This is a genomic window from Actinopolyspora mortivallis DSM 44261 (assembly GCF_000384035.1).
GTDB classification, from domain to species: domain Bacteria; phylum Actinomycetota; class Actinomycetes; order Mycobacteriales; family Pseudonocardiaceae; genus Actinopolyspora; species Actinopolyspora mortivallis.
The window spans coordinates 2,492,871-2,510,089 of the sequence record NZ_KB913024.1 but is presented as its reverse complement, the minus strand read 5'-3'; the positions used below and the strand labels follow the sequence as shown (position 1 = coordinate 2,510,089).

16 protein-coding genes and 3 tRNA genes are annotated in these 17,219 nt (G+C 68.6%); 13 read left to right on the top strand and 6 right to left on the bottom strand.

Going from position 1 to position 17,219, the window contains the following annotated elements:
• Window positions 1-47 precede the first annotated feature (47 nt).
• The 4 genes from ACTMO_RS0111850 (at window position 48) to ACTMO_RS0111835 (ending at window position 1,383) form a co-directional block, all read left to right on the top strand.
• On the top strand, window positions 48-836 hold the full coding sequence (locus ACTMO_RS0111850; protein WP_019854912.1) for an HAD family hydrolase: 789 nt from the start codon (window positions 48-50) through the stop codon (window positions 834-836).
• Window positions 837-1,038: 202 nt separating this feature from the next.
• Window positions 1,039-1,110 (top strand) — tRNA-Gln (locus ACTMO_RS0111845).
• A 43-nt stretch (window positions 1,111-1,153) separates the two neighbouring features.
• A tRNA-Glu gene (locus ACTMO_RS0111840) sits at window positions 1,154-1,226 on the top strand.
• 84 nt (window positions 1,227-1,310) lie between these two features.
• Window positions 1,311-1,383: transfer RNA gene (locus ACTMO_RS0111835), tRNA-Glu, on the top strand.
• Between the two features lie 144 nt (window positions 1,384-1,527).
• On the opposite strand, the gene ACTMO_RS0111825 is transcribed toward ACTMO_RS0111835, so the two are convergent.
• Complete coding sequence (locus ACTMO_RS0111825; RefSeq protein WP_169509063.1) at window positions 1,528-2,229, bottom strand: IclR family transcriptional regulator domain-containing protein; 702 nt, start codon at window positions 2,227-2,229, stop codon at window positions 1,528-1,530.
• 86 nt (window positions 2,230-2,315) lie between these two features.
• Between ACTMO_RS0111825 and leuC the strand changes: the two genes are divergently transcribed.
• From leuC to ACTMO_RS23925, 3 genes are all read left to right on the top strand, one after another.
• Complete coding sequence (gene leuC / locus ACTMO_RS0111820; protein WP_019854910.1) at window positions 2,316-3,716, top strand: 3-isopropylmalate dehydratase large subunit; 1,401 nt, start codon at window positions 2,316-2,318, stop codon at window positions 3,714-3,716.
• Window positions 3,717-3,839: 123 nt separating this feature from the next.
• A complete protein-coding gene (gene leuD / locus ACTMO_RS0111815) occupies window positions 3,840-4,442 on the top strand; it encodes a 3-isopropylmalate dehydratase small subunit (RefSeq protein WP_019854909.1) in 603 nt (200 codons plus the stop codon).
• A gap of 209 nt (window positions 4,443-4,651) precedes the next feature.
• Window positions 4,652-5,266: an HU family DNA-binding protein gene (locus ACTMO_RS23925; protein ID WP_019854908.1), complete on the top strand. Its 615-nt coding sequence runs from the start codon at window positions 4,652-4,654 to the stop codon at window positions 5,264-5,266.
• Between the two features lie 184 nt (window positions 5,267-5,450).
• Here ACTMO_RS23925 and ACTMO_RS0111805 read toward each other — a convergent pair whose 3' ends face one another.
• The 3 genes from ACTMO_RS0111805 to cofC all read right to left on the bottom strand — a co-directional run bounded on the left by ACTMO_RS0111805 (window position 5,451) and on the right by cofC (window position 9,530).
• A complete protein-coding gene (locus ACTMO_RS0111805; RefSeq protein ID WP_019854907.1) occupies window positions 5,451-6,479 on the bottom strand; it encodes an NUDIX hydrolase in 1,029 nt (342 codons plus the stop codon).
• Window positions 6,480-6,485: 6 nt separating this feature from the next.
• Window positions 6,486-8,780, bottom strand: coding sequence for an RNA degradosome polyphosphate kinase (locus ACTMO_RS0111800; protein ID WP_019854906.1), 2,295 nt, complete (start codon window positions 8,778-8,780; stop codon window positions 6,486-6,488).
• A 93-nt stretch (window positions 8,781-8,873) separates the two neighbouring features.
• Complete coding sequence (gene cofC / locus ACTMO_RS0111795) at window positions 8,874-9,530, bottom strand: 2-phospho-L-lactate guanylyltransferase (protein WP_019854905.1); 657 nt, start codon at window positions 9,528-9,530, stop codon at window positions 8,874-8,876.
• Window positions 9,531-9,636: 106 nt separating this feature from the next.
• Here cofC and ACTMO_RS0111790 point away from each other — a divergent pair, with 106 nt between their 5' ends.
• The 4 genes from ACTMO_RS0111790 to ACTMO_RS0111775 all read left to right on the top strand — a co-directional run bounded on the left by ACTMO_RS0111790 (window position 9,637) and on the right by ACTMO_RS0111775 (window position 13,440).
• Window positions 9,637-10,416: a lysophospholipid acyltransferase family protein gene (locus ACTMO_RS0111790; RefSeq protein ID WP_019854904.1), complete on the top strand. Its 780-nt coding sequence runs from the start codon at window positions 9,637-9,639 to the stop codon at window positions 10,414-10,416.
• Entirely contained in the window at window positions 10,409-11,443 is a 1,035-nt protein-coding gene (locus ACTMO_RS0111785; RefSeq protein WP_051099077.1) for an NAD(P)H-dependent glycerol-3-phosphate dehydrogenase, read from the top strand. Before ACTMO_RS0111790 ends, ACTMO_RS0111785 begins: the two co-directional genes overlap by 8 nt.
• 89 nt (window positions 11,444-11,532) lie before the next feature.
• Window positions 11,533-12,633: a cystathionine gamma-lyase gene (locus tag ACTMO_RS0111780; RefSeq protein WP_211212948.1), complete on the top strand. Its 1,101-nt coding sequence runs from the start codon at window positions 11,533-11,535 to the stop codon at window positions 12,631-12,633.
• Window positions 12,634-12,993: 360 nt separating this feature from the next.
• Window positions 12,994-13,440, top strand: a complete 447-nt coding sequence (locus ACTMO_RS0111775) for a cysteine dioxygenase (protein ID WP_019854901.1) — start codon at window positions 12,994-12,996, stop codon at window positions 13,438-13,440.
• Window positions 13,441-13,487: 47 nt separating this feature from the next.
• Here the strand turns inward: ACTMO_RS0111775 and ACTMO_RS0111770 are convergent, their stop codons facing one another.
• Both ACTMO_RS0111770 and ACTMO_RS0111765 read right to left on the bottom strand, forming a co-directional pair.
• Window positions 13,488-13,940, bottom strand: a complete 453-nt coding sequence (locus tag ACTMO_RS0111770) for a GNAT family N-acetyltransferase (RefSeq protein ID WP_019854900.1) — start codon at window positions 13,938-13,940, stop codon at window positions 13,488-13,490.
• Window positions 13,937-14,599 carry a pyridoxamine 5'-phosphate oxidase family protein gene (locus tag ACTMO_RS0111765; protein WP_019854899.1) on the bottom strand — a complete coding sequence of 221 codons (663 nt, stop codon included), beginning with the start codon at window positions 14,597-14,599 and terminating at the stop codon, window positions 13,937-13,939. The genes ACTMO_RS0111770 and ACTMO_RS0111765 overlap by 4 nt, the downstream gene beginning before the upstream one ends.
• Before the next feature lie 59 nt (window positions 14,600-14,658).
• On the opposite strand from ACTMO_RS0111765, the gene pdxR reads away from it, so the two are divergent.
• Together pdxR and ACTMO_RS0111755 are read left to right on the top strand one after the other, a co-directional pair.
• Entirely contained in the window at window positions 14,659-16,068 is a 1,410-nt protein-coding gene (gene pdxR / locus ACTMO_RS0111760; protein WP_019854898.1) for a MocR-like pyridoxine biosynthesis transcription factor PdxR, read from the top strand.
• A 46-nt stretch (window positions 16,069-16,114) separates the two neighbouring features.
• Window positions 16,115-17,206, top strand: a complete 1,092-nt coding sequence (locus ACTMO_RS0111755; RefSeq protein WP_026449139.1) for a D-alanine--D-alanine ligase family protein — start codon at window positions 16,115-16,117, stop codon at window positions 17,204-17,206.
• The last annotated feature ends 13 nt before the right edge of the window (window positions 17,207-17,219 follow it).

The following is a 17,219-nucleotide window of genomic DNA, read 5'->3' as shown; positions in this document are numbered from 1 at the left end:
CAACTTGGGCGAGTCGACCACTCCAGGTGGGGGCCTAGCCTCACGGGGTGACATCCGCACGTGAGCTATCGACCCACGAAGCCGGCAGGATCAAGGCCGTATGCCTGGACATCGACGACACCTTGCTGGACAGCCAGAGCTCGGCGAGACGGGCTTTCGCCACGTTGACCGGCAACGACGCCGCCTGGCCCGTATGGCAACGGATCACTGCCGAGCACCACGCGCGTATGACGGCGGGCGAGATCGACTTCGAGACGATGTGCCTGCGTCGTACGCGTGACTTCTTCGCCGCTTTCGGGGAGCGGCTGGACGAGGACGAGGTGCGAGCACGCGAGCGGCGTCGCATGGCCGCGATGCGGGAGTGCTGGGAACTGTTCGACGACGTCTCCGAGTGCCTGGACTGGTTACGGGCCAGTGGTCTGGCCGTGGCCGCGATCACCAACGCCCCGGGGGAGTACCAGCGGCACAAGCTCGCCGCCGTGGGACTGGCCGAGGTCTTCGACGTGATGTTGATCTCCGGCGAGTACGGGGTGTCCAAGCCCTCGGAGGAGATCTTCTACGCGGCCTGTTCCTCCCTGGGCCTGGCACCCCGACAGGTGGCCCACGTGGGCAACAGTCTGGAAGTGGACGCCGAGGGGGCGGCACGGGCCGGGATGCACGGCGTGTGGCTGGACCGGAGCGCGGGAGACCCCGCGCGGGGGAGTTGCCGGCGCGCGGGGGTGTCGGTCATATCGAGCCTGTACGAACTCCCGGAACTGCTCGTCTGTGACCTGTCTTACCCGAGGGAGGAGCTCGGAGAGGTCCTCCGGGGCGGCGGTCTCGTCGTCTCCGGGTGAGTGCCCGGCGCGGCGAGTTCACCCGTCCGCGTGGTGTTCTCGCCGCGCTCACCTGCTGGTTCGGGATCATCAGGGGGGTGCTTTTCGTGGGCGCGTGGGAATGGTCTAGTATGTTCACCAACGCGATGAACAAAGGCCACTCACTCGGAACCCCCGGGGAGATCGGGAAACCGGAGAGTGGTACGATGTTCCGCGGAGCCGATGGGGTATGGTGTAATCGGCAGCACGACTGATTCTGGTTCAGTTAGTCTAGGTTCGAATCCTGGTACCCCAGCTGGAAAACGCTCGCACAATCGAGCGTGTGAGTGTTTGTCCGTGGTCCCGTCGTCTAGTGGCCTAGGACGCCGCCCTCTCAAGGCGGTAACGTGGGTTCGAATCCCATCGGGACTACTCCGCCACTTCCGTTCCGCGGATGTGCGGCCGGATCGTTGTCTGCGGAGAGCGGATCGGCTCGAACAAGTTCACAGCGAACCTGGTCCCGTCGTCTAGTGGCCTAGGACGCCGCCCTCTCAAGGCGGTAACGTGGGTTCGAATCCCATCGGGACTACTCCGCGAGCGGCCCGGTGTGCGGAGCACACCGGGCCGCTTTCGTGTGCGGGGCGATCACCTCCGGAGGGAACACCACCGACGGTTCTCCCGCGCCGGTGCGGTACCGAGGCGGGAGAACCCGTGTCCGGTTCCCTCCGGGGTTTCACAGTCTGTTCTGTAGTCCCTCCGCCGCGGCCAGCAGGTCGGCGGCCCACCTGCTTCCCGGTCTGCGGCCCATGCGGTCTATGGGTCCGGAGACCGAGATGGCGGCCACGACGGCACCCGAGGAGTCGCGCACGGGAGCGGAGACGCTGGCCACTCCGGACTCCCGTTCCGCCACGCTCTGGGCCCACCCACGTCGACGTACCTCCATGAGGGTGCGTTCCCCGAAGACCGCTTCGGCCAGTACCGCCCGCTGGGTGGACGAGTCGGCCCAGGCGGCCAACACCTTCGCCCCGGACCCCGCCGTCATGGGCAGCGTGGTGTTGACGGGGACGGTGTCCCGCAGTCCGCTGGGGGGTTCGGCGGTGGCCACGCAGGTGCGTTGCATTCCGTCGCGGCGGTAGAGCTGCACGCTCTCGCCGGTGATGTCGCGGAGTTTGGGAAGGACGGAGGACGCGGCCTCCAGCAGCGGGTCCACGGCTCCCCCCGCCAGCTCCCCGAGTGCGGGACCGGAACGCCAACGTCCGTCCGAACCGCGCCGAAGCATCCGGTGCGTTTCCAGTCCGACTGCCAGTCTGTGTGCCGTTGCCCTGGGTAAACCCGTGCGTTCGCAGAGTTCCGCGAGGCCGCACGGTTCCTCGGCGGCCGCCTGAAGGACGGCCACCGCTTTGTCTAGAACACCGATACCGCTATGCTCTCCCACGAGGCGATATTAACGTCTCGTTATATGAGATGTCCACGAAGTGGGAGCCGTACCACTCGGCTCCCACGTCCACGAGGGGAGGAGCGATGGGTAGCACGCTCGCCGAGAAGGTATGGAACGAGCATCTGGTGCGCCGTGGTTCCGGAGACGAACCCGACCTGCTCTACATCGACCTCCACCTCGTGCACGAAGTGACCAGCCCGCAGGCCTTCGAGGGACTGCGGCTGGCGGGACGCGAGGTGCGCCGCCCGGACCTGACGTTGGCGACGGAGGACCACAACGTCCCCACCGAGGGGGTCGAACTGCCCATCGCCGATCCGGTCTCGCGCACGCAGGTGGACACCCTGCGCAAGAACTGCGCCGAGTTCGGGATCCGCCTGCACTCGATGGGGGACACCGAACAGGGCATCGTGCACGTCGTCGGGCCACAGCTGGGGTTGACCCAACCGGGGACCACCGTGGTCTGTGGGGACAGTCACACCTCCACACACGGTGCTTTCGGCGCCCTGGCCTTCGGAATCGGCACCTCCGAGGTCGAGCACGTGCTCGCCACCCAGACCCTGCCGTTGCGTCCTTTCCGCACCATGGCGGTCAACGTGGAGGGGACCCTGCGGCCGGGGGTGACGAGCAAGGACGTCATCCTGGCTGTCATCGCCAGGATCGGTACCGGTGGTGGCCAGGGCTACGTCCTGGAGTACCGGGGCTCGGCCGTGGAGTCCATGAGCATGGAGGCCCGGATGACCATGTGCAACATGTCGATCGAGGCCGGGGCCCGCGCCGGGATGATAGCCCCGGACGAGACGACCTTCGAGTACCTCAGGGGGAGGCCGCACGCCCCGGGGGGAGCCGACTGGGACGCCGCCGTCGAGTACTGGAAGTCGTTGCGCACGGATCCCGACGCCGAGTACGACGCCGAGGTAACCATCGACGCCGACGAACTGACTCCCTTCGTCACCTGGGGGACCAACCCGGGGCAGGGCGCTCCGCTCGGGGAAAGGGTGCCCGACCCGGAGTTCGTCGCCGACGAAGAGCAGCGGGCCGCCACGGAGAAGGCGCTGGAGTACATGGGACTGACCGCCGGTACTCCGCTGCGGGAGGTGGCGGTGGACACCGTCTTCCTCGGTTCCTGTACCAACGGAAGGATCGAGGATCTGCGCAGTGCCGCCGAGATCCTGCGCGGGCACAGGGTCTCCCCCGACGTCCGGATGCTGGTGGTGCCCGGCTCGATGCGCGTACGTCAGCAGGCCGAGCGGGAGGGGTTGGACGAGGTGTTCACCGCCGCCGGTGCGGAGTGGCGTTCGGCGGGGTGCTCCATGTGCCTGGGGATGAACCCCGACCAGCTGACCCCCGGGGAACGGGCGGCCTCCACCTCCAACCGGAACTTCGAGGGAAGACAGGGCAAGGGGGGGCGTACCCATCTGGTCTCGCCGGTGGTCGCGGCGGCCACGGCGGTGCGCGGCACCCTCTCCTCTCCGGAGGACCTCTGATCCAGGGAGTGGCCACTCGGCCACCGAGGCCGGGCGCGGTCGTCGCCGGTCTCGTGACATCCGAAGAACGTACCCGAACCTCCCGGCCGTACGAGGCGGCCGGCCCGCACAGGAGCGACACACATGGAACCGTTCACCACCCACACCGGCATAGGAGTGCCGCTACGGCGGTCCAACGTGGATACGGACCAGATCATTCCCGCCGTGTACCTCAAACGTGTCGCCAGAACCGGCTTCGAGGACGCGTTGTTCGCCGCCTGGCGCTCCGACGAGAATTTCGTTCTGAACATCGAACCGTTCAACCGGGGAAGCGTGCTGGTGGCCGGACCGGATTTCGGAACCGGCTCCTCACGGGAGCACGCGGTCTGGGCGTTGAAGGACTACGGATTCCGCGTGATCATTTCTTCGCGTTTCGCCGACATCTTCCGCGGCAACGCCGGCAAACAGGGACTGTTGGCGGCGCGGTGTGAGCAGTCCGATGTGGAGTTGTTGTGGAAGTTGTTGGAAACCGAGCCGGGAACCCGGATCACCGTTGATCTGAACGCCCGCACCGTGCGGGCCAAGGACCTGACCGTTGGATTCGAGGTGGACGAGTACACCAGGTGGCGCCTGCTGGAGGGGCTGGACGACATCGGTCTGACGATGCGTGCGGAGGAGGCCATCGATTCCTTCGAACGTTGCCGGCCCGGTTTTCTGCCCCGCACTCTGCCCTCTCCGGCGGGCTGAGCCGGTGTCCGGCTGTGTTTTCCCGGCCGGGAAAACACAGCCGGACGACGTGAAAACGTTCGCGTGGTCCTTCCGCGCGGTTCCCGTCGGGACAACGGCGCGTCGTCACGGGGAAAGCTGGCGTGGCGAATGGCATCCGCTGGTGCGGAGATTTACCGTGGCCCGTGAGTAGGCCCGACGGGCCGTTGGTTGTCCTGGGAGGGACTGACGTGAACAAAGCACAACTGATCGAGGCGCTGGCCGAACGCCTCGGAGACAAAAAGACCGCCAGTCAGGCAGTGGACAACGTCGTCGACCTCATCGTCCGGAACGTCAACAAGGGCGAGAAGGTGAACATCACCGGTTTCGGTGTTTTCGAGAAACGGGCCCGGGCCGCGCGCACGGCCCGTAATCCGCGCACCGGGGAGGCGGTGCGGGTCAAGAAGACGAATGTTCCGGCCTTCCGGGCGGGCACGCAGTTCAAGGAGGTCGTGGGGGGACAGCGGAAGCTGCCCCGCACGGGCTCCTCCCGGTCGACGACAGCGGGCCGTGGCACCTCCGCCGCCGCGAAGAGTGCCACGACCACCAGAAGCACGACGAAGTCCACCACCGCGTCCACGGGGACGAAGTCGTCTACGTCGAAGTCGACGGGCACCTCCTCCAAGTCCACGGGTGGGGCCAAGACGACGGCCGCGAAGTCCTCGGGGACGCGTACGACGGGCTCGACCGCGAGCAAGTCCACGGGCGGCTCCCGCGGTGGTGCCAAGGGCACCACCGCCAAAACGGCGAGCAGGAGTTCCACGGGCTCGACCCGCAAGTCCACCACGCGCACGACCAGGAAGTGATGTCCGGAATCGCTGTCGCCCGTGCTTGCCCGGCGGCCTCGGGTGGGATGAGCGTGGAGGGCGGACCACCCGACCCACGGTCGGGAGAGGCCGAGAGGACGGTCGCGTGCCGACCGTTTCTCCGGGGGCCGGCGCACTCCGGGCAAGCACGGGCCTTCGTGCGGGAAGGTCGCGGGGACCGAAGTCAGGGGCGTTCCGGAGCCGGGTCGGGAAAGTAGTCCGCGGCGACCAGTCGCGGAGCGGGGCCCGTACCGTTCCCGGAGTGCGTTTCCGGCAGGAAGGACAGCACCCACACGCTGGCTTTGCGGCTGCCGACCTCTCCGAGGGGCAATCCCGAGGAACGCGCCAGTCTGGTGAGCAGGTCCGGGATGACACCGCCCTGGCTGCACACCACCGTGGTCTCGCCGGTGGCGGCGATGTTCAGCACCCGCCGCACTCCCGCCTCCGGGGCCTGCCGGTAGGCCTCCTCGGACAGCGTGGTCTCCTGCCCGACGGTCTGGCCGAGTTCCTCGGCCAGCGACGCCACGGTCTGTTCGCAGCGCAGCCGCGGGGCGGCACGAACCTTCTCCGGGCCGAACAGCGTGAGCAGCGTGTGCAGCGAATGCCGCTCGCGCCATCCCTCGGCACTGAGCGGCCGCAGTGTGTCGTCGCCGGAGAAGTCGGCGCGTCTACCCGCCCGGGCATGGCGGACGAGCAACACGGTGTGCAGGGTGGGCGGTAGTTCTCCGAAGGAGTCCACCACGCTGTTGTCGGCGGGGTAAGTGAGCCACTCGTGCGCCTCGGAGAGCGGAACCCAGCACAGCTGGTCCACCTCCTCGTTCGGTACGAACTCACCGGGCAGTGCCCTGGCGGCGAAGTAGTGCACGTGCTTGAGCGCCCGCCTCCCGTCGGGAGTGGGCACGGGATAGCTGATTCCGCGGAGACCGCGGGAGAGCACACAGGTCAGGCCGGTTTCCTCGGTGACCTCGCGGGCCGCGGTGTGGGCGACGGTCTCACCGGGGTCCACCTTCCCCTTCGGCAGTGACCAGTCCCCGTAACGGGGGCGGTGGACCACGGCGATCTCCGGGAGGCCCCGGGGGCCGGAACGCCACAACACCGCCCCGGCCGCGTGGACCTCGGGATCCCGGGCCTCGTCCACCAGTTCGGCGGGAGCCGTCGACGTCGCCGGCTCCGCGGGGAACTCCCCCTCGGAGCCCGATCCGTGCTGGGGCATGCGTTCTCACACCTTCGCGCCGTGCTGTCGCAGCATTTCCACTTGGTGGTCCTTGACGTGCTGGTTCTGGTGGGGGGACGCCTCCCAGTCGCCCTTCTCGTTGAGGACCCAGCACCGTGTCTGCGGGTGGAGGGCGGAGTCGAGCAGCGCGTCCAGCTCGGCGGTGAGCCTGGGATCGGTGACCTGCACCTGGGCTTCGATACGTCGGTCGAGGTTGCGGTGCATCATGTCGGCGCTGCCGATCCAGTGTTCCCCCGCTCCCTGGAAGTGGAACACCCGGGAGTGCTCCAGGAAACGTCCGAGGATGGAACGGACCTCGATGTTCTCGCTCAGTCCGCGGACGCCGGGTTGCAGGGCACAGATACCGCGTACCACCACCCGCACTTCCACTCCGGCCAGGGAGGCCCGGTAGAGGGCGTCGATGATCTGTTCGTCGACCAGTGAGTTCACCTTCATCCGGATTCCGGCCGGTTTACCCGCTCTGGCCAGCTCGATCTCGCCCTCGATCCGTTCGACGATACCGGTGCGGATTCCCTGCGGGGAGACCAGGATGCGTCGGTAGGTGTCGTGTCTGGCGTAGCCGGTGAGCACGTTGAACAGGTCGGTGAGGTCGGCGCCGATGTCGTCGTCGGCGGTGAGCAGGCCGAGGTCCTCATAGATCCGAGCTGTTTTCGGGTTGTAGTTCCCGGTGCCCAGATGGCAGTACCGGCGCAGCGTGGAGCCCTCCTGGCGGACCACCAGTGCCGTCTTGCAGTGCGTCTTGAGCCCGACCAGCCCGTAGACCACGTGCACGCCGGAGCGTTCCAGTGCACGTGCCCACTGGATGTTGGCCTGCTCGTCGAAACGTGCCTTGAGCTCCACCAGGGCCACCACCTGCTTGCCCGCCTCGGCGGCGTCTATCAACGAGTTGACGATCGGCGAGTCCCCCGAGGTGCGGTAGAGAGTCTGCTTGATCGCCAGGACCTGCGGGTCCACCGCGGCCTGTTCGATGAACCGCTGCACCGAGGTGGAGAAGGCGTGGTAGGGGTGGTGCACCAGCACGTCCCCCTCGCGCAGGGTGGCGAAGATGCTCTTGGAGGTGTTGCCCTCGGCGAAGGCCGGGTGGGTGGCGGGCACGAACGGTGCCCCCTTCAGGTCGGGGCGCTGGAGCCGTTCGAGCTGGAACAGGCAGGACACGTCGAGCAGTCCGCGTACCTCGACGACGTCGTGCGGGTCCACGTCCAGTTCGCGCAGCAGCAGTTCCAGCATGGTGCGGCTCATCGTCTCGGCGATCTCCAACCGCACCGGAGGACCGAAGCGACGTCGCGACAGCTCGCGTTCCATGGCCTGGAGCAGGTCCTCGTCCCGGTCCTCCTCGACCTCGAGGTCCGCGTTGCGGGTGACGCGGAATATGTGGTGCTCGGTGACCTCCATCCCGGGAAAGAGCTTGTCCAGGTGGGCCGCGATGAGCTCCTCCAGTGGGACGAAGGTGGTTCGTTGCCGGTCCCGTTGCTCCTCGACCCGGATCAGCCTGGCCACGTTGTCCGGCACCTTGACCCGGGCGAACCGTTTGATGCCCGCGTCCGGGTCGGTGACCATCACGGCGAGGTTCAGGGAGAGTCCGGAGATGTAGGGGAAGGGGTGGGCGGGGTCGACGGCGAGCGGGGTCAGGACGGGAAAGACGTGGTCCTGGAAGTAACGCGTGAGGTGGGCCTTGTCCTCGTCCTCCAGTTGCGCCCAGTTCAGGATCCGGATCCCGTTGGCCTCCAGCTCCGGGAGCAGCTCGTCCAGGAACACGCGGTCGAGTTTCTCGACCAGGTCCTGGTTGCGTGCCGCGATACGGACGAGTTGTTCGTGGGGGGAGAGTCCGTCGGTGCTGCGCACGGAGAGTCCGGTCTCCTCGCGTCTTTTGAGTCCGGCGACGCGCACCATGTAGAACTCGTCCAGGTTCGAGGCGAAGATGGCCAGGAACTTGGCCCGTTCCAGCGGCGGCTGGGAGTGGTCCTCGGCCACGGCGAGTACACGGGCGTTGAAATCCAACCAGGACAGCTCGCGGTTCAGGTACCGGTTCTCCGGCAGGTCGGTGCTCGCCGCGGCCCGGGTGACCGCGGGCGGTGCGGCGGGTACCCGCGCCCTGTCCGACTCGCTCTCCGGCCGGACACGCGTCTCCCCCCGCTCGACGGGGTCCTCCGGTAACGAGGGGGAGGCCTCCCCCTGGTCCGCCTCCCACACGGAGGGGGAGCTGTGTGGTGGGGCGGACTCGCGCTCGTTACCTCGCTGTGGGACCGACTCGGAAAGCCGGTCGTCGCCGTCCGTGCTCACGCTTCCATTCTCGCCCATGAAAGTGGGGACACGCTCACCCGATCGAATGGGTGGAACGTGATCTCGGTCGCTGCCGCCGCCCCGAGAGGGCCGTCACGCCGAGTGGCCCACACAGTCCGCGCGGACCTCCCCACGCAGCACCGACCGGGTGTGCTCACCCAGTCCGAGTGCCTCGGCGACCCCCAGGTCGGCGGGGACGTCCACGTCACAACGCAGCGACTCCGCCGCCCGCGCCAACCGCCGCGCCCCGCCGTGTCCGTGTACCCGGGCCGAATCGGTTCCGAAACCGGGGCGCAGGTCGGTGTCGCCCCGGGCGAGCAGCAACGTCGTTCCGGTGCCGTGCCTGTCGGCGCAGAAGGCACGTTGCCCCGCGGACTCGGCGATCGCCGCGTCCAGCTCGGCGGGTCGCAGCGCAGGCAGGTCCGCCTGTAGCACACCCAACCGGGCCCGTGGACGGCGTTCGCGCAGCATCCTCGCCCCGTGTTCGAGCGCGGAGTTGAGTCCCTGGTCGGGGGAGTCCGCGATGACCTCGACGCCGTGCGCGCGGAAACGGGCATCCAGCGTCGGGTCCGAGGTGACCACGACAACCCCGGCGACGCCCTCGGCCGCGCGTGCCGCCAGCACCGTGTCCGAAACCAGCGCGGTGACGAGTTCGGCGTGTGCCCGCGCGGTCGGGCTGGCCGCCCGCAGACGACTCTTGGCGATCCGCAGCGGTTTGATCGGAACGAGCAGATGAACCCCGCAAGACACCCCACCATGGTGCTCCGGAGGCGAGTCCCGTCGCCATGCCCCGGGAGGGGCCGTGCGGAAGACGGTGCGGGTATGTTGGCTGTCGCCGGAACGGGAAGGAGTTGGGGTGTTCGAGCCGAAGAGCCTGCGGCATGCTCGCAGTGGGACCAGAGAGCGTGTCCGCGGGGTGACGGGCAAGCTGTGGCTGGCAATCGCGGTCGTGGTGTTCTACCCGCTCAAGACCCTGTTGGGGCGGACACGACTGACAGGACTGCGTAACGTCCCCGCCGAGGGCCCCGCGCTGCTGGTGCTCAACCACGTCTCGCACATCGACCCGATCTACGACGCGGTCGCCGTGCACCGCGCCGGACGACTTCCGCGTTTTCTGGCCAAGAACACACTCTGGAACATCCCGGTGCTGCGGGGAGTCCTGCGCGGTCTGGGACAGATTCCCGTCTACCGGGGGACCGTGGACGCCCAGAAGAGTCTGCGTGAGGCGCACGAGGCCCTGCGCTCGGGCAAGGTGGTGCTGATCTATCCCGACGGGACCATCACCAAGGACCCCGACGGTTGGCCGATGGTGCCCAAGATAGGTGTGGCCCGGCTCGCGCTGGAACACGACGTTCCGGTCATCCCGGTGGCCCGGTGGGGTACGCGGGAGATCTACGACGGTTACGGCAAGCGTTTCCGCCCGTTGCCGCGCAAACGGGTGACCACCGTGTTCGGCGAGCCGTTGGACCTGGCGGAGTACCGGACGAAGGAACCGGACACCCGCACTCTGCGGGAGGTCACCGATCTGGTCATGACCAGGGTCCGCGAGCTGTTGGCCGAGGTGCGGGACGAGCCGGCCCCCACGTCCTTCTACTCGGCCCGGAAGCGCACGAGCGGAGAAGAGGACCATGCCTGAGGGGACCTCAGCCGTGTCCCGGCGTGGGATCGAACGAGCGGCCGTGCTGGGAGCGGGCTCCTGGGGAACCACCTTCGCCAAGGTGCTCGCCGACGCGGGAACCGACGTCCGTCTCTGGGCGCGGCGTTCCTCCGTGGCCGAGGGGATCGAACGTGAACGGACCAACGAGGAGTACCTGCCGGGTGTGGAGCTGCCCCGGCGGCTGAGCGCCACGGACGACGCGACGGAGGCGGTGCGTGGGGCCGAGGCGGTCGTGCTGGCCGTTCCCAGCCAGACGTTGCGGGAGAACCTCGCCGGTTGGCAGCCGTTCCTGCCGGAGGGGGCCACTCTGGTCAGTCTCGCCAAGGGGGTGGAGCTGAGCACCCTGAAGCGGATGAGTCAGGTGATCTCCGAAGTGGCCGGTGTGGCCGCTGAGCGGATCGCCGTGGTCTCCGGTCCCAACCTCGCCAAGGAGATCGCCGCGGAACAGCCGACCGCGACGGTGGTCGCCTGCTCCGACCACGACCGGGCGGTGGCGTTGCAGCGGGCCTGTTCCACCGGTTACTTCCGCCCCTACACCAACACCGACCTGGTCGGGGTCGAGGTGGCGGGAGCGTGCAAGAACGTGATCGCGCTCGCCTGCGGTGTGGCCTCGGGACTGGGCTACGGGGCCAACACCATGTCCACGTTGATCACGAGAGGGCTGGCCGAGACCACGAGACTGGGCGTGGCCCTGGGAGCCGAGCCCATGACCTTCGCCGGGTTGGCCGGGATGGGGGATCTGGCGGCGACCTGCCTGTCCCCGTTGTCCCGTAACCGCACCTTCGGGGAACGGCTGGGCAGAGGCGAGTCCCTGGCCGAGGCGCAGCGGGCCGCGCACGGTCAGGTCGCCGAAGGGGTCAAGTCCTGCACCTCGTTGTGCGCCCTGGCCGACAGATGCGGTGTGGAGATGCCGATCGCCGAAGTCGTGCACCGGGTGTGTCACGAGGGGCTGGATCCGGTTCCCGCCGCCGCCGAACTCCTCGGCAGGGAACGCAAGCCCGAGTAGTCCGGTGTGCTCCCGGAACCGTGGGCCGTTCGGCCCGGGTGTCCCGACGAGACACGGAACGGACGAGGATCGAGACGGAGGAGCTGTCGTTGTTCGGCGACGGAACGCGTTGTGTGCACGCCGGAGAGCCGGAGGCCGGAGCCGGGGACCCGTTCATGCCCGGACCGGTCTTCGCCGCCCCCTACCATCTGGGAGGCGCGGACCGCGTGGGCGAGGCCGACTTCTACGGGAGAGCGGGCAATCCCGGGTGGAGGGCGCTGGAGCGCGCTCTCGGCGAACTCGACCGGGGGCACTGCGTGCTCTTCCCCTCCGGCATGGCCGCGATCGGAACCCTGCTGCGGACGTTGCTACGTGAGGGGGACACTCTGGTGCTTCCCGCGGACGGTTACTACGCGACCAGGGAGTTCGTGCGTACCGAGTTGTCCGAGTTGAACCTGCGGGTGCGTCGGCTGCCCACTGCGGGGGAACTCTCCGGGGAGGACTTCGCCGGGGCGCGTGTGGTGTTGCTGGAAACCCCCTCCAACCCGGGTCTGGACGTCTGCGACATCGAGATGGTCGCCGAGTACGCCCACCGGGCCGGGGCACTGGTGGCGGTGGACAACACCACTGCCACACCGTTGGGTCAACGGCCGTTGGAACTGGGGGCTGACGTGGTGGTCGCCAGTGACACGAAGGCGGTGTGCGGACACAGTGACCTGCTGTTGGGTCATGTCAGCACCGCCGACCGGGAGACGGCGGAGCGTCTGAACCGGGCCCGTGGGCTTTCGGGGGCGGTGCCCGCGCCCTTCGAGACCTGGTTGGCCCACCGGAGCCTGGCCACCCTCGATCTGCGGTTGGAGCGGCAGGCCGCCAACGCGGCCGCGCTCGCCGCGGCACTGGTCGAACATCCCGCCGTCTCGGGAGTGCGTTGGCCGGGACTTCCCTCCGATCCCGCCCACGAGACGGCCGCTCGTCAGATGCGCCGGTGGGGCGGGGTGCTGCGTTTCGAGCTGCCGGACGCGGCCTCGGTGGAACGCATGCTCGAACGCAGTCACCTGGTTTCGGGGGCCACCAGTTTCGGCGGTGTGCACAGTACGGCCGACCGCAGGGCTCAGTGGGGGGATCCCGTTCCCGAGGGGTTCGTGCGGTTCTCCGCCGGATGCGAGGACACCGAGGACCTGGTGGCGGACGTGCTCGGCGCGTTGGACTGAGGAGCACACAGGGATCTCGCCGACGGTGTCCCCACGGAAGGGTGGTGGGCGGGACCGCCTGTCTGTGGTTCCGGAGGCCCGGACAACCCACGACCGTGTGATATCGCACGCGCGTGCCGGAATCGGCCTTGACGTGGGGGAAGGCCGTTGCTTGACTCGACGTCGTGTTGGCGCGTGTGATGAAGGCTTTCCCGACGGCGGAGCGGACCCGGCAGGGTGCGCGCCGCCACGTCGAGCTACGCCTGGTATCCAGCGCGCTGTGTCCTTCGTGTTGAACGACGCGGATCGGCGGAGACGAGTGATCGATCCGCCCGCGTCACGTGTTCAGCCCTGATTCCCTCGACCACGAAGGACCTCTCCTTGTTCGCCGTTCCCCCGAACACGCTTCCGAACGCGTCCGAGTCCGGCCTGGCACACCCCGTCCGTGTCGCCCGCGAGGTCGCGGAGGACCGCCGCCGTTGGGCCCACCGGGTGCGTTACGACAGGGACGCACGCTGGTCCCTGCTGCTGTACAGCACCGACGAGTACGAGGTGTGGGTGTTGAGCTGGCTGCCGGGTCAGCGCACCGAACTGCACGACCACGGAGGCTCCGACGGGGCCTTCACCGTGGTCTCCGGGGTGCTGACCGAACGGGCGGTGCGTTCGGACTCCGGCAGACACGACGCCGAGGCGCTGCACGTTCTCGTGCCCGGACAGTCCCGGGTGTTCGGCCCGCACTACGCGCACCAGGTGCACAACGAGGGGCCGGATCCGGCGATCAGCGTGCACGTGTACCGCCCGGCACGGGCCGTCATCCCGACGACCTGAACACGTCGCTGGGGAAGGCCGTCGGCGGCCTCCGGAAGGGAGGCCGGTCAGTTCCTTTCCGGTTCCGTGACCGCCTCGTCGAGCGTTTTGGTGAAGTGCAGCGAGGAGATGGTGAACCCGTTACCGGTGTAGAGCCGGTGCGCGGTGTGGCGCTGGGTTCCCGAGTCGAGGTGCAGCTGTCGGACTCCGAGCCGTACGGCCTCGCGTTCCACCCAGCCCAGCAGCCCGGTCGCGTACCCGTTTCCCCGAGCTTCGGGCAGCGTGCACAGGTCGTCCACATAGAGGTGACGACCCCAGGCCAGTGTGTCGCCGACACGGAAACCGACGGCGGCCCGGGCCTCGGGCCCGGTGTCGAACACACAGGCCAGGCGGTACCCCTGGTCGAACTGAGGGGACACGGCGGCCAGGAAGTCCTCGGGGGAGTCGAGCCAGGGGCGGAGTTCGCGCAGTACCGGGTGGGCGATCCGGGCCTCGGCACGGTCCAGTTCTCGGATGTTCACGGTGTCCTCCGTGTGCTCACGTGTTCCGGTACGGGGCGTCGCCCGGGTTGTTCCGAACTCGGTCGAGGGGTTCCCCAGTAGCTGTGCAGGGGCAGCACGCCGGCCCACACCCGGTCCTCGGCGACGTCCTCCGGGGTGTCGCCGGGATCGCCCTCACGTGTCTTGACCGAGGCCTCGGTCAGGTCCAGGCCGACCACGGCGGTGCCCGCGAGTTCACGGCGGTCCGGGTGTCTGGCGTGCTCCCAGGATCCGGGGGCCAGGTGTTCGGTGATCGCGCGCAGGGCGTTCCACTTGGCCTCCGGATCGGTGACGGCGAACGGGCGGCCGTGGATGACCGCCGAGCGGTAGTTGACCGAGTTGTGGGCGGTCGCTCTGGCGTAGACGATGCCGTCCAACAGGGTCACCGCCACGCACATCTCGGTCCCGTTCGCCGCCTCACGCAGCAGGCGTGAGCCCGTGGAGCCGTGCAGATACATCGTTTCGTCCACGCGTGCGAACGCCGTAGGCAGGACACGGGGGCGACCGGAGACGGTGAAACCGACGTGGCACAGCAGGGCGTGGTCCAGAACCTCGTGGAGTTCCGCGCGTTCCGAACGAGCGCGGTGTTTGCCGCGTCGCACCGTACTGCGTTCCGTGGGGGAGAGCTCTCCGTGGGACACACGACGAAGATCCGCTCCCCGGTGGCATTATTGAAGGGCCAATCAGGGAGTGTTTCGAGATGCCACCCAGTATTCCCGCTCCCAGTTCACCCCTCCTGGAACTGGTGATCGAACTCGACCGCACGGCGAGTCGCCCGCTGGCGGTCCAACTGGCCGACGCGCTGCGCAGGGCCGCCACCCGCGGGCAGCTGCGCACCGGGGACCGGCTGCCGTCCACACGCGCGTTGGCCCGCCATCTCTCCGTCAGTCGTACGGTCACGGCCGCCGCCTACGACCAGCTGCACGCCGAGGGCTGGATCTCGGGACGACGCGGATCCGGCACCTACGTCACCGCGGCACCTCCGGGCAGCGGACACTCCCACCGGGGAGGGGAGGTGCAGGAGGAGGCAACCCCCTCGTTCCGTGTGCTGCTCACCCCCGGAGCTCCGTGGGCGGAGGGGGTGGATCGCGCCGCTTGGCGGCGGGCCTGGAGAGCCGCTGGGGACCGCGCCCCGGCCACCCTGCCGCACCGCGCCGGTGTTCCCGAGTACCGGGCCGCCGTGGTGGAACACCTGCTGCGGCACCGGGGACTGGTCGTGGAGGGTCCGGCGGAGAACTCGGTGCTGGCCACGGGCGGCACGACCAGCGCCGTGGCGGAGCTCGCCGCCTCGGTTCTTCCCCGCGGAGCCCGGGTGGCCGTGGAGGAGCCCGGTTACCAACGAGCGGCCGAGGCGTTGTGCGCGGCGGGGATCGAGGTGGTTCCCGTGCCGGTGGACCACGCCGGGGTGGTGGTGGAAGACATTCCCGAACACGTCAGCGCCGTCTACTGTTCCCCCGCCCACCAGTACCCCCTCGGGGGGCGACTGCCCGCCCGGCGACGGATAGCGTTGATCGAACGCGCCCGTCGCTCCGGCTGGCTGATCGTGGAGGACGACTACGACGGGGAGCTGCGCTACGATGTGGCCCCGCTTCCGGTGCTGGCCTCGATGGCCCCGGACGTGGTGGTTCATCTGGGCACCACGAGCAAGATCCTCACTCCCACCCTCGGGGTGGGATGGCTGTTGGCTCCCGAGTGGGTGACCGAGGCCATTCTGGAGTATCGGGAACGGACGGGTACCCGTCCGGCCCCGGCGGGGCAGTGGCTGCTCACCGAACTGGCCAGGAACGGCGATCTGGGACGGCATCTGCGGAGGCTGCGTCGGGAGCTCTCCGGTCGCAGGGAGCTGCTCGTGAACGCCCTGGGAGGGGCCGGGATCGAACCGGTCGGAGACCGTGCGGGTGCCCATGTCGTGATCCCGCTGGGGGAGGCGGTCGCGGAACGCGACACCATCGCCGCCCTCCGGGAACACGGTGTGGTGGTGGACGGCTTGGCCAGACACCATCGTTTCACGCAACAGTGGTACGGGGTGGCGCTCGGTTACGCGGCCTGCTCGCGACAGGAGCTGCTCGAGACCCTGCCGTTACTGGTTCGGGAGTTCACCGGAAAGTGATCGGCCGCCCGGCGACGTGTCCGCCGACGCGGGTATCGTCTGGCCCATGGCAGAACGCAGGATCCGGGTGGCCCTGGTCTTCGGTGGACGCAGCGACGAGCACGGCGTCTCCTGTGCCTCGGCCGCGAGCGCGCTGGAGCATCTGGATCGGGAACGCTTCGAGGTCGTCCCCGTCGGCATCACCCGGAGGGGGAGCTGGGTGCTCGGCCCGGACTCCCCGGAACCACTGCGGATCCGGAACAGGGAGGTTCCCGAGATCAGCGAGGGCACCGAGCTCGCTCTTCCGGCCGACCCCTGTCGCAGGGAGCTGATCTCGCTGCACCAGGGCAGTGTGGGGGAGGTGTTGTCCGCCGTGGACGTGGTGCTTCCGATGCTGCACGGTTCCTACGGCGAGGACGGCACCATCCAGGGACTGCTCGAAATGGCCGGTGTCCCCTACGCCGGCCCCGGAGTGTTGTCCAGCGCGGTGGCCATGGACAAGGAGTTCGCCAAGAAGCTGCTCGCCGCCGCGGGGCTGGACGTGGGCCACTACGAGGTGCTGCGTCCCGACGAGGGAACTCTCGACGCCGCGCGCAGAGGGCGTCTCGGACTGCCGGTGTTCGTCAAACCGGCTCGTGCCGGTTCCTCGGTGGGGATCACGAAGGTCACCGACCACGCCGACCTGGACGAGGCGATCGCCGAGGCACGACGGACGGACCCCAAGGTGCTGGTCGAGTCCGCCGTTTCCGGGCGCGAGATCGAGTGCGGTGTGCTGGAGTTCCCGGACGGCGGGGTGTCCGCCTCGATGCCCGCCGAACTGCGGGTGGAGGGAAACTCGGGATGGTACGACTTCGAGTCCAAGTACCTGGAGGACGTCACCGAGTTCGACATCCCGGCCAAAGTCTCCGACAGCGAGACGGAACGCCTGCGCCAGGCCGCGTTGACCGCCTTCCGCGCCTTGGACTGCCAGGGGTTGGCCAGGGTCGACTTCTTCCTCACCGAATCCGGGGAGGTGGTGGTCAACGAGGTGAACACCATGCCGGGATTCACCTCGATCTCCCTGTATCCGCGCATGTGGGCTCACGCGGGGGTCGAGTACTCCGAGCTGTTGAGCACGCTGATAGACACCGCCCTGGCCCGTGGAACCGGTCTGCGCTGAGGCCGTCGCTCAC

Excerpts from the sequence above, each read along its gene's own strand:
- leuC (WP_019854910.1), top strand. The coding sequence starts at position 2,316 with ATGGGTAGCACGCTCGCCGAGAAGGTATGGAACGAGCATCTGGTGCGC.
- leuD (WP_019854909.1), top strand. The coding sequence starts at position 3,840 with ATGGAACCGTTCACCACCCACACCGGCATAGGAGTGCCGCTACGGCGG.
- ACTMO_RS0111805 (WP_019854907.1), bottom strand. The coding sequence starts at position 6,479 with ATGCCCCAGCACGGATCGGGCTCCGAGGGGGAGTTCCCCGCGGAGCCG.
- ACTMO_RS0111785 (WP_051099077.1), top strand. The coding sequence starts at position 10,409 with ATGCCTGAGGGGACCTCAGCCGTGTCCCGGCGTGGGATCGAACGAGCG.
- pdxR (WP_019854898.1), top strand. The coding sequence starts at position 14,659 with ATGCCACCCAGTATTCCCGCTCCCAGTTCACCCCTCCTGGAACTGGTG.
- ACTMO_RS0111755 (WP_026449139.1), top strand. The coding sequence starts at position 16,115 with ATGGCAGAACGCAGGATCCGGGTGGCCCTGGTCTTCGGTGGACGCAGC.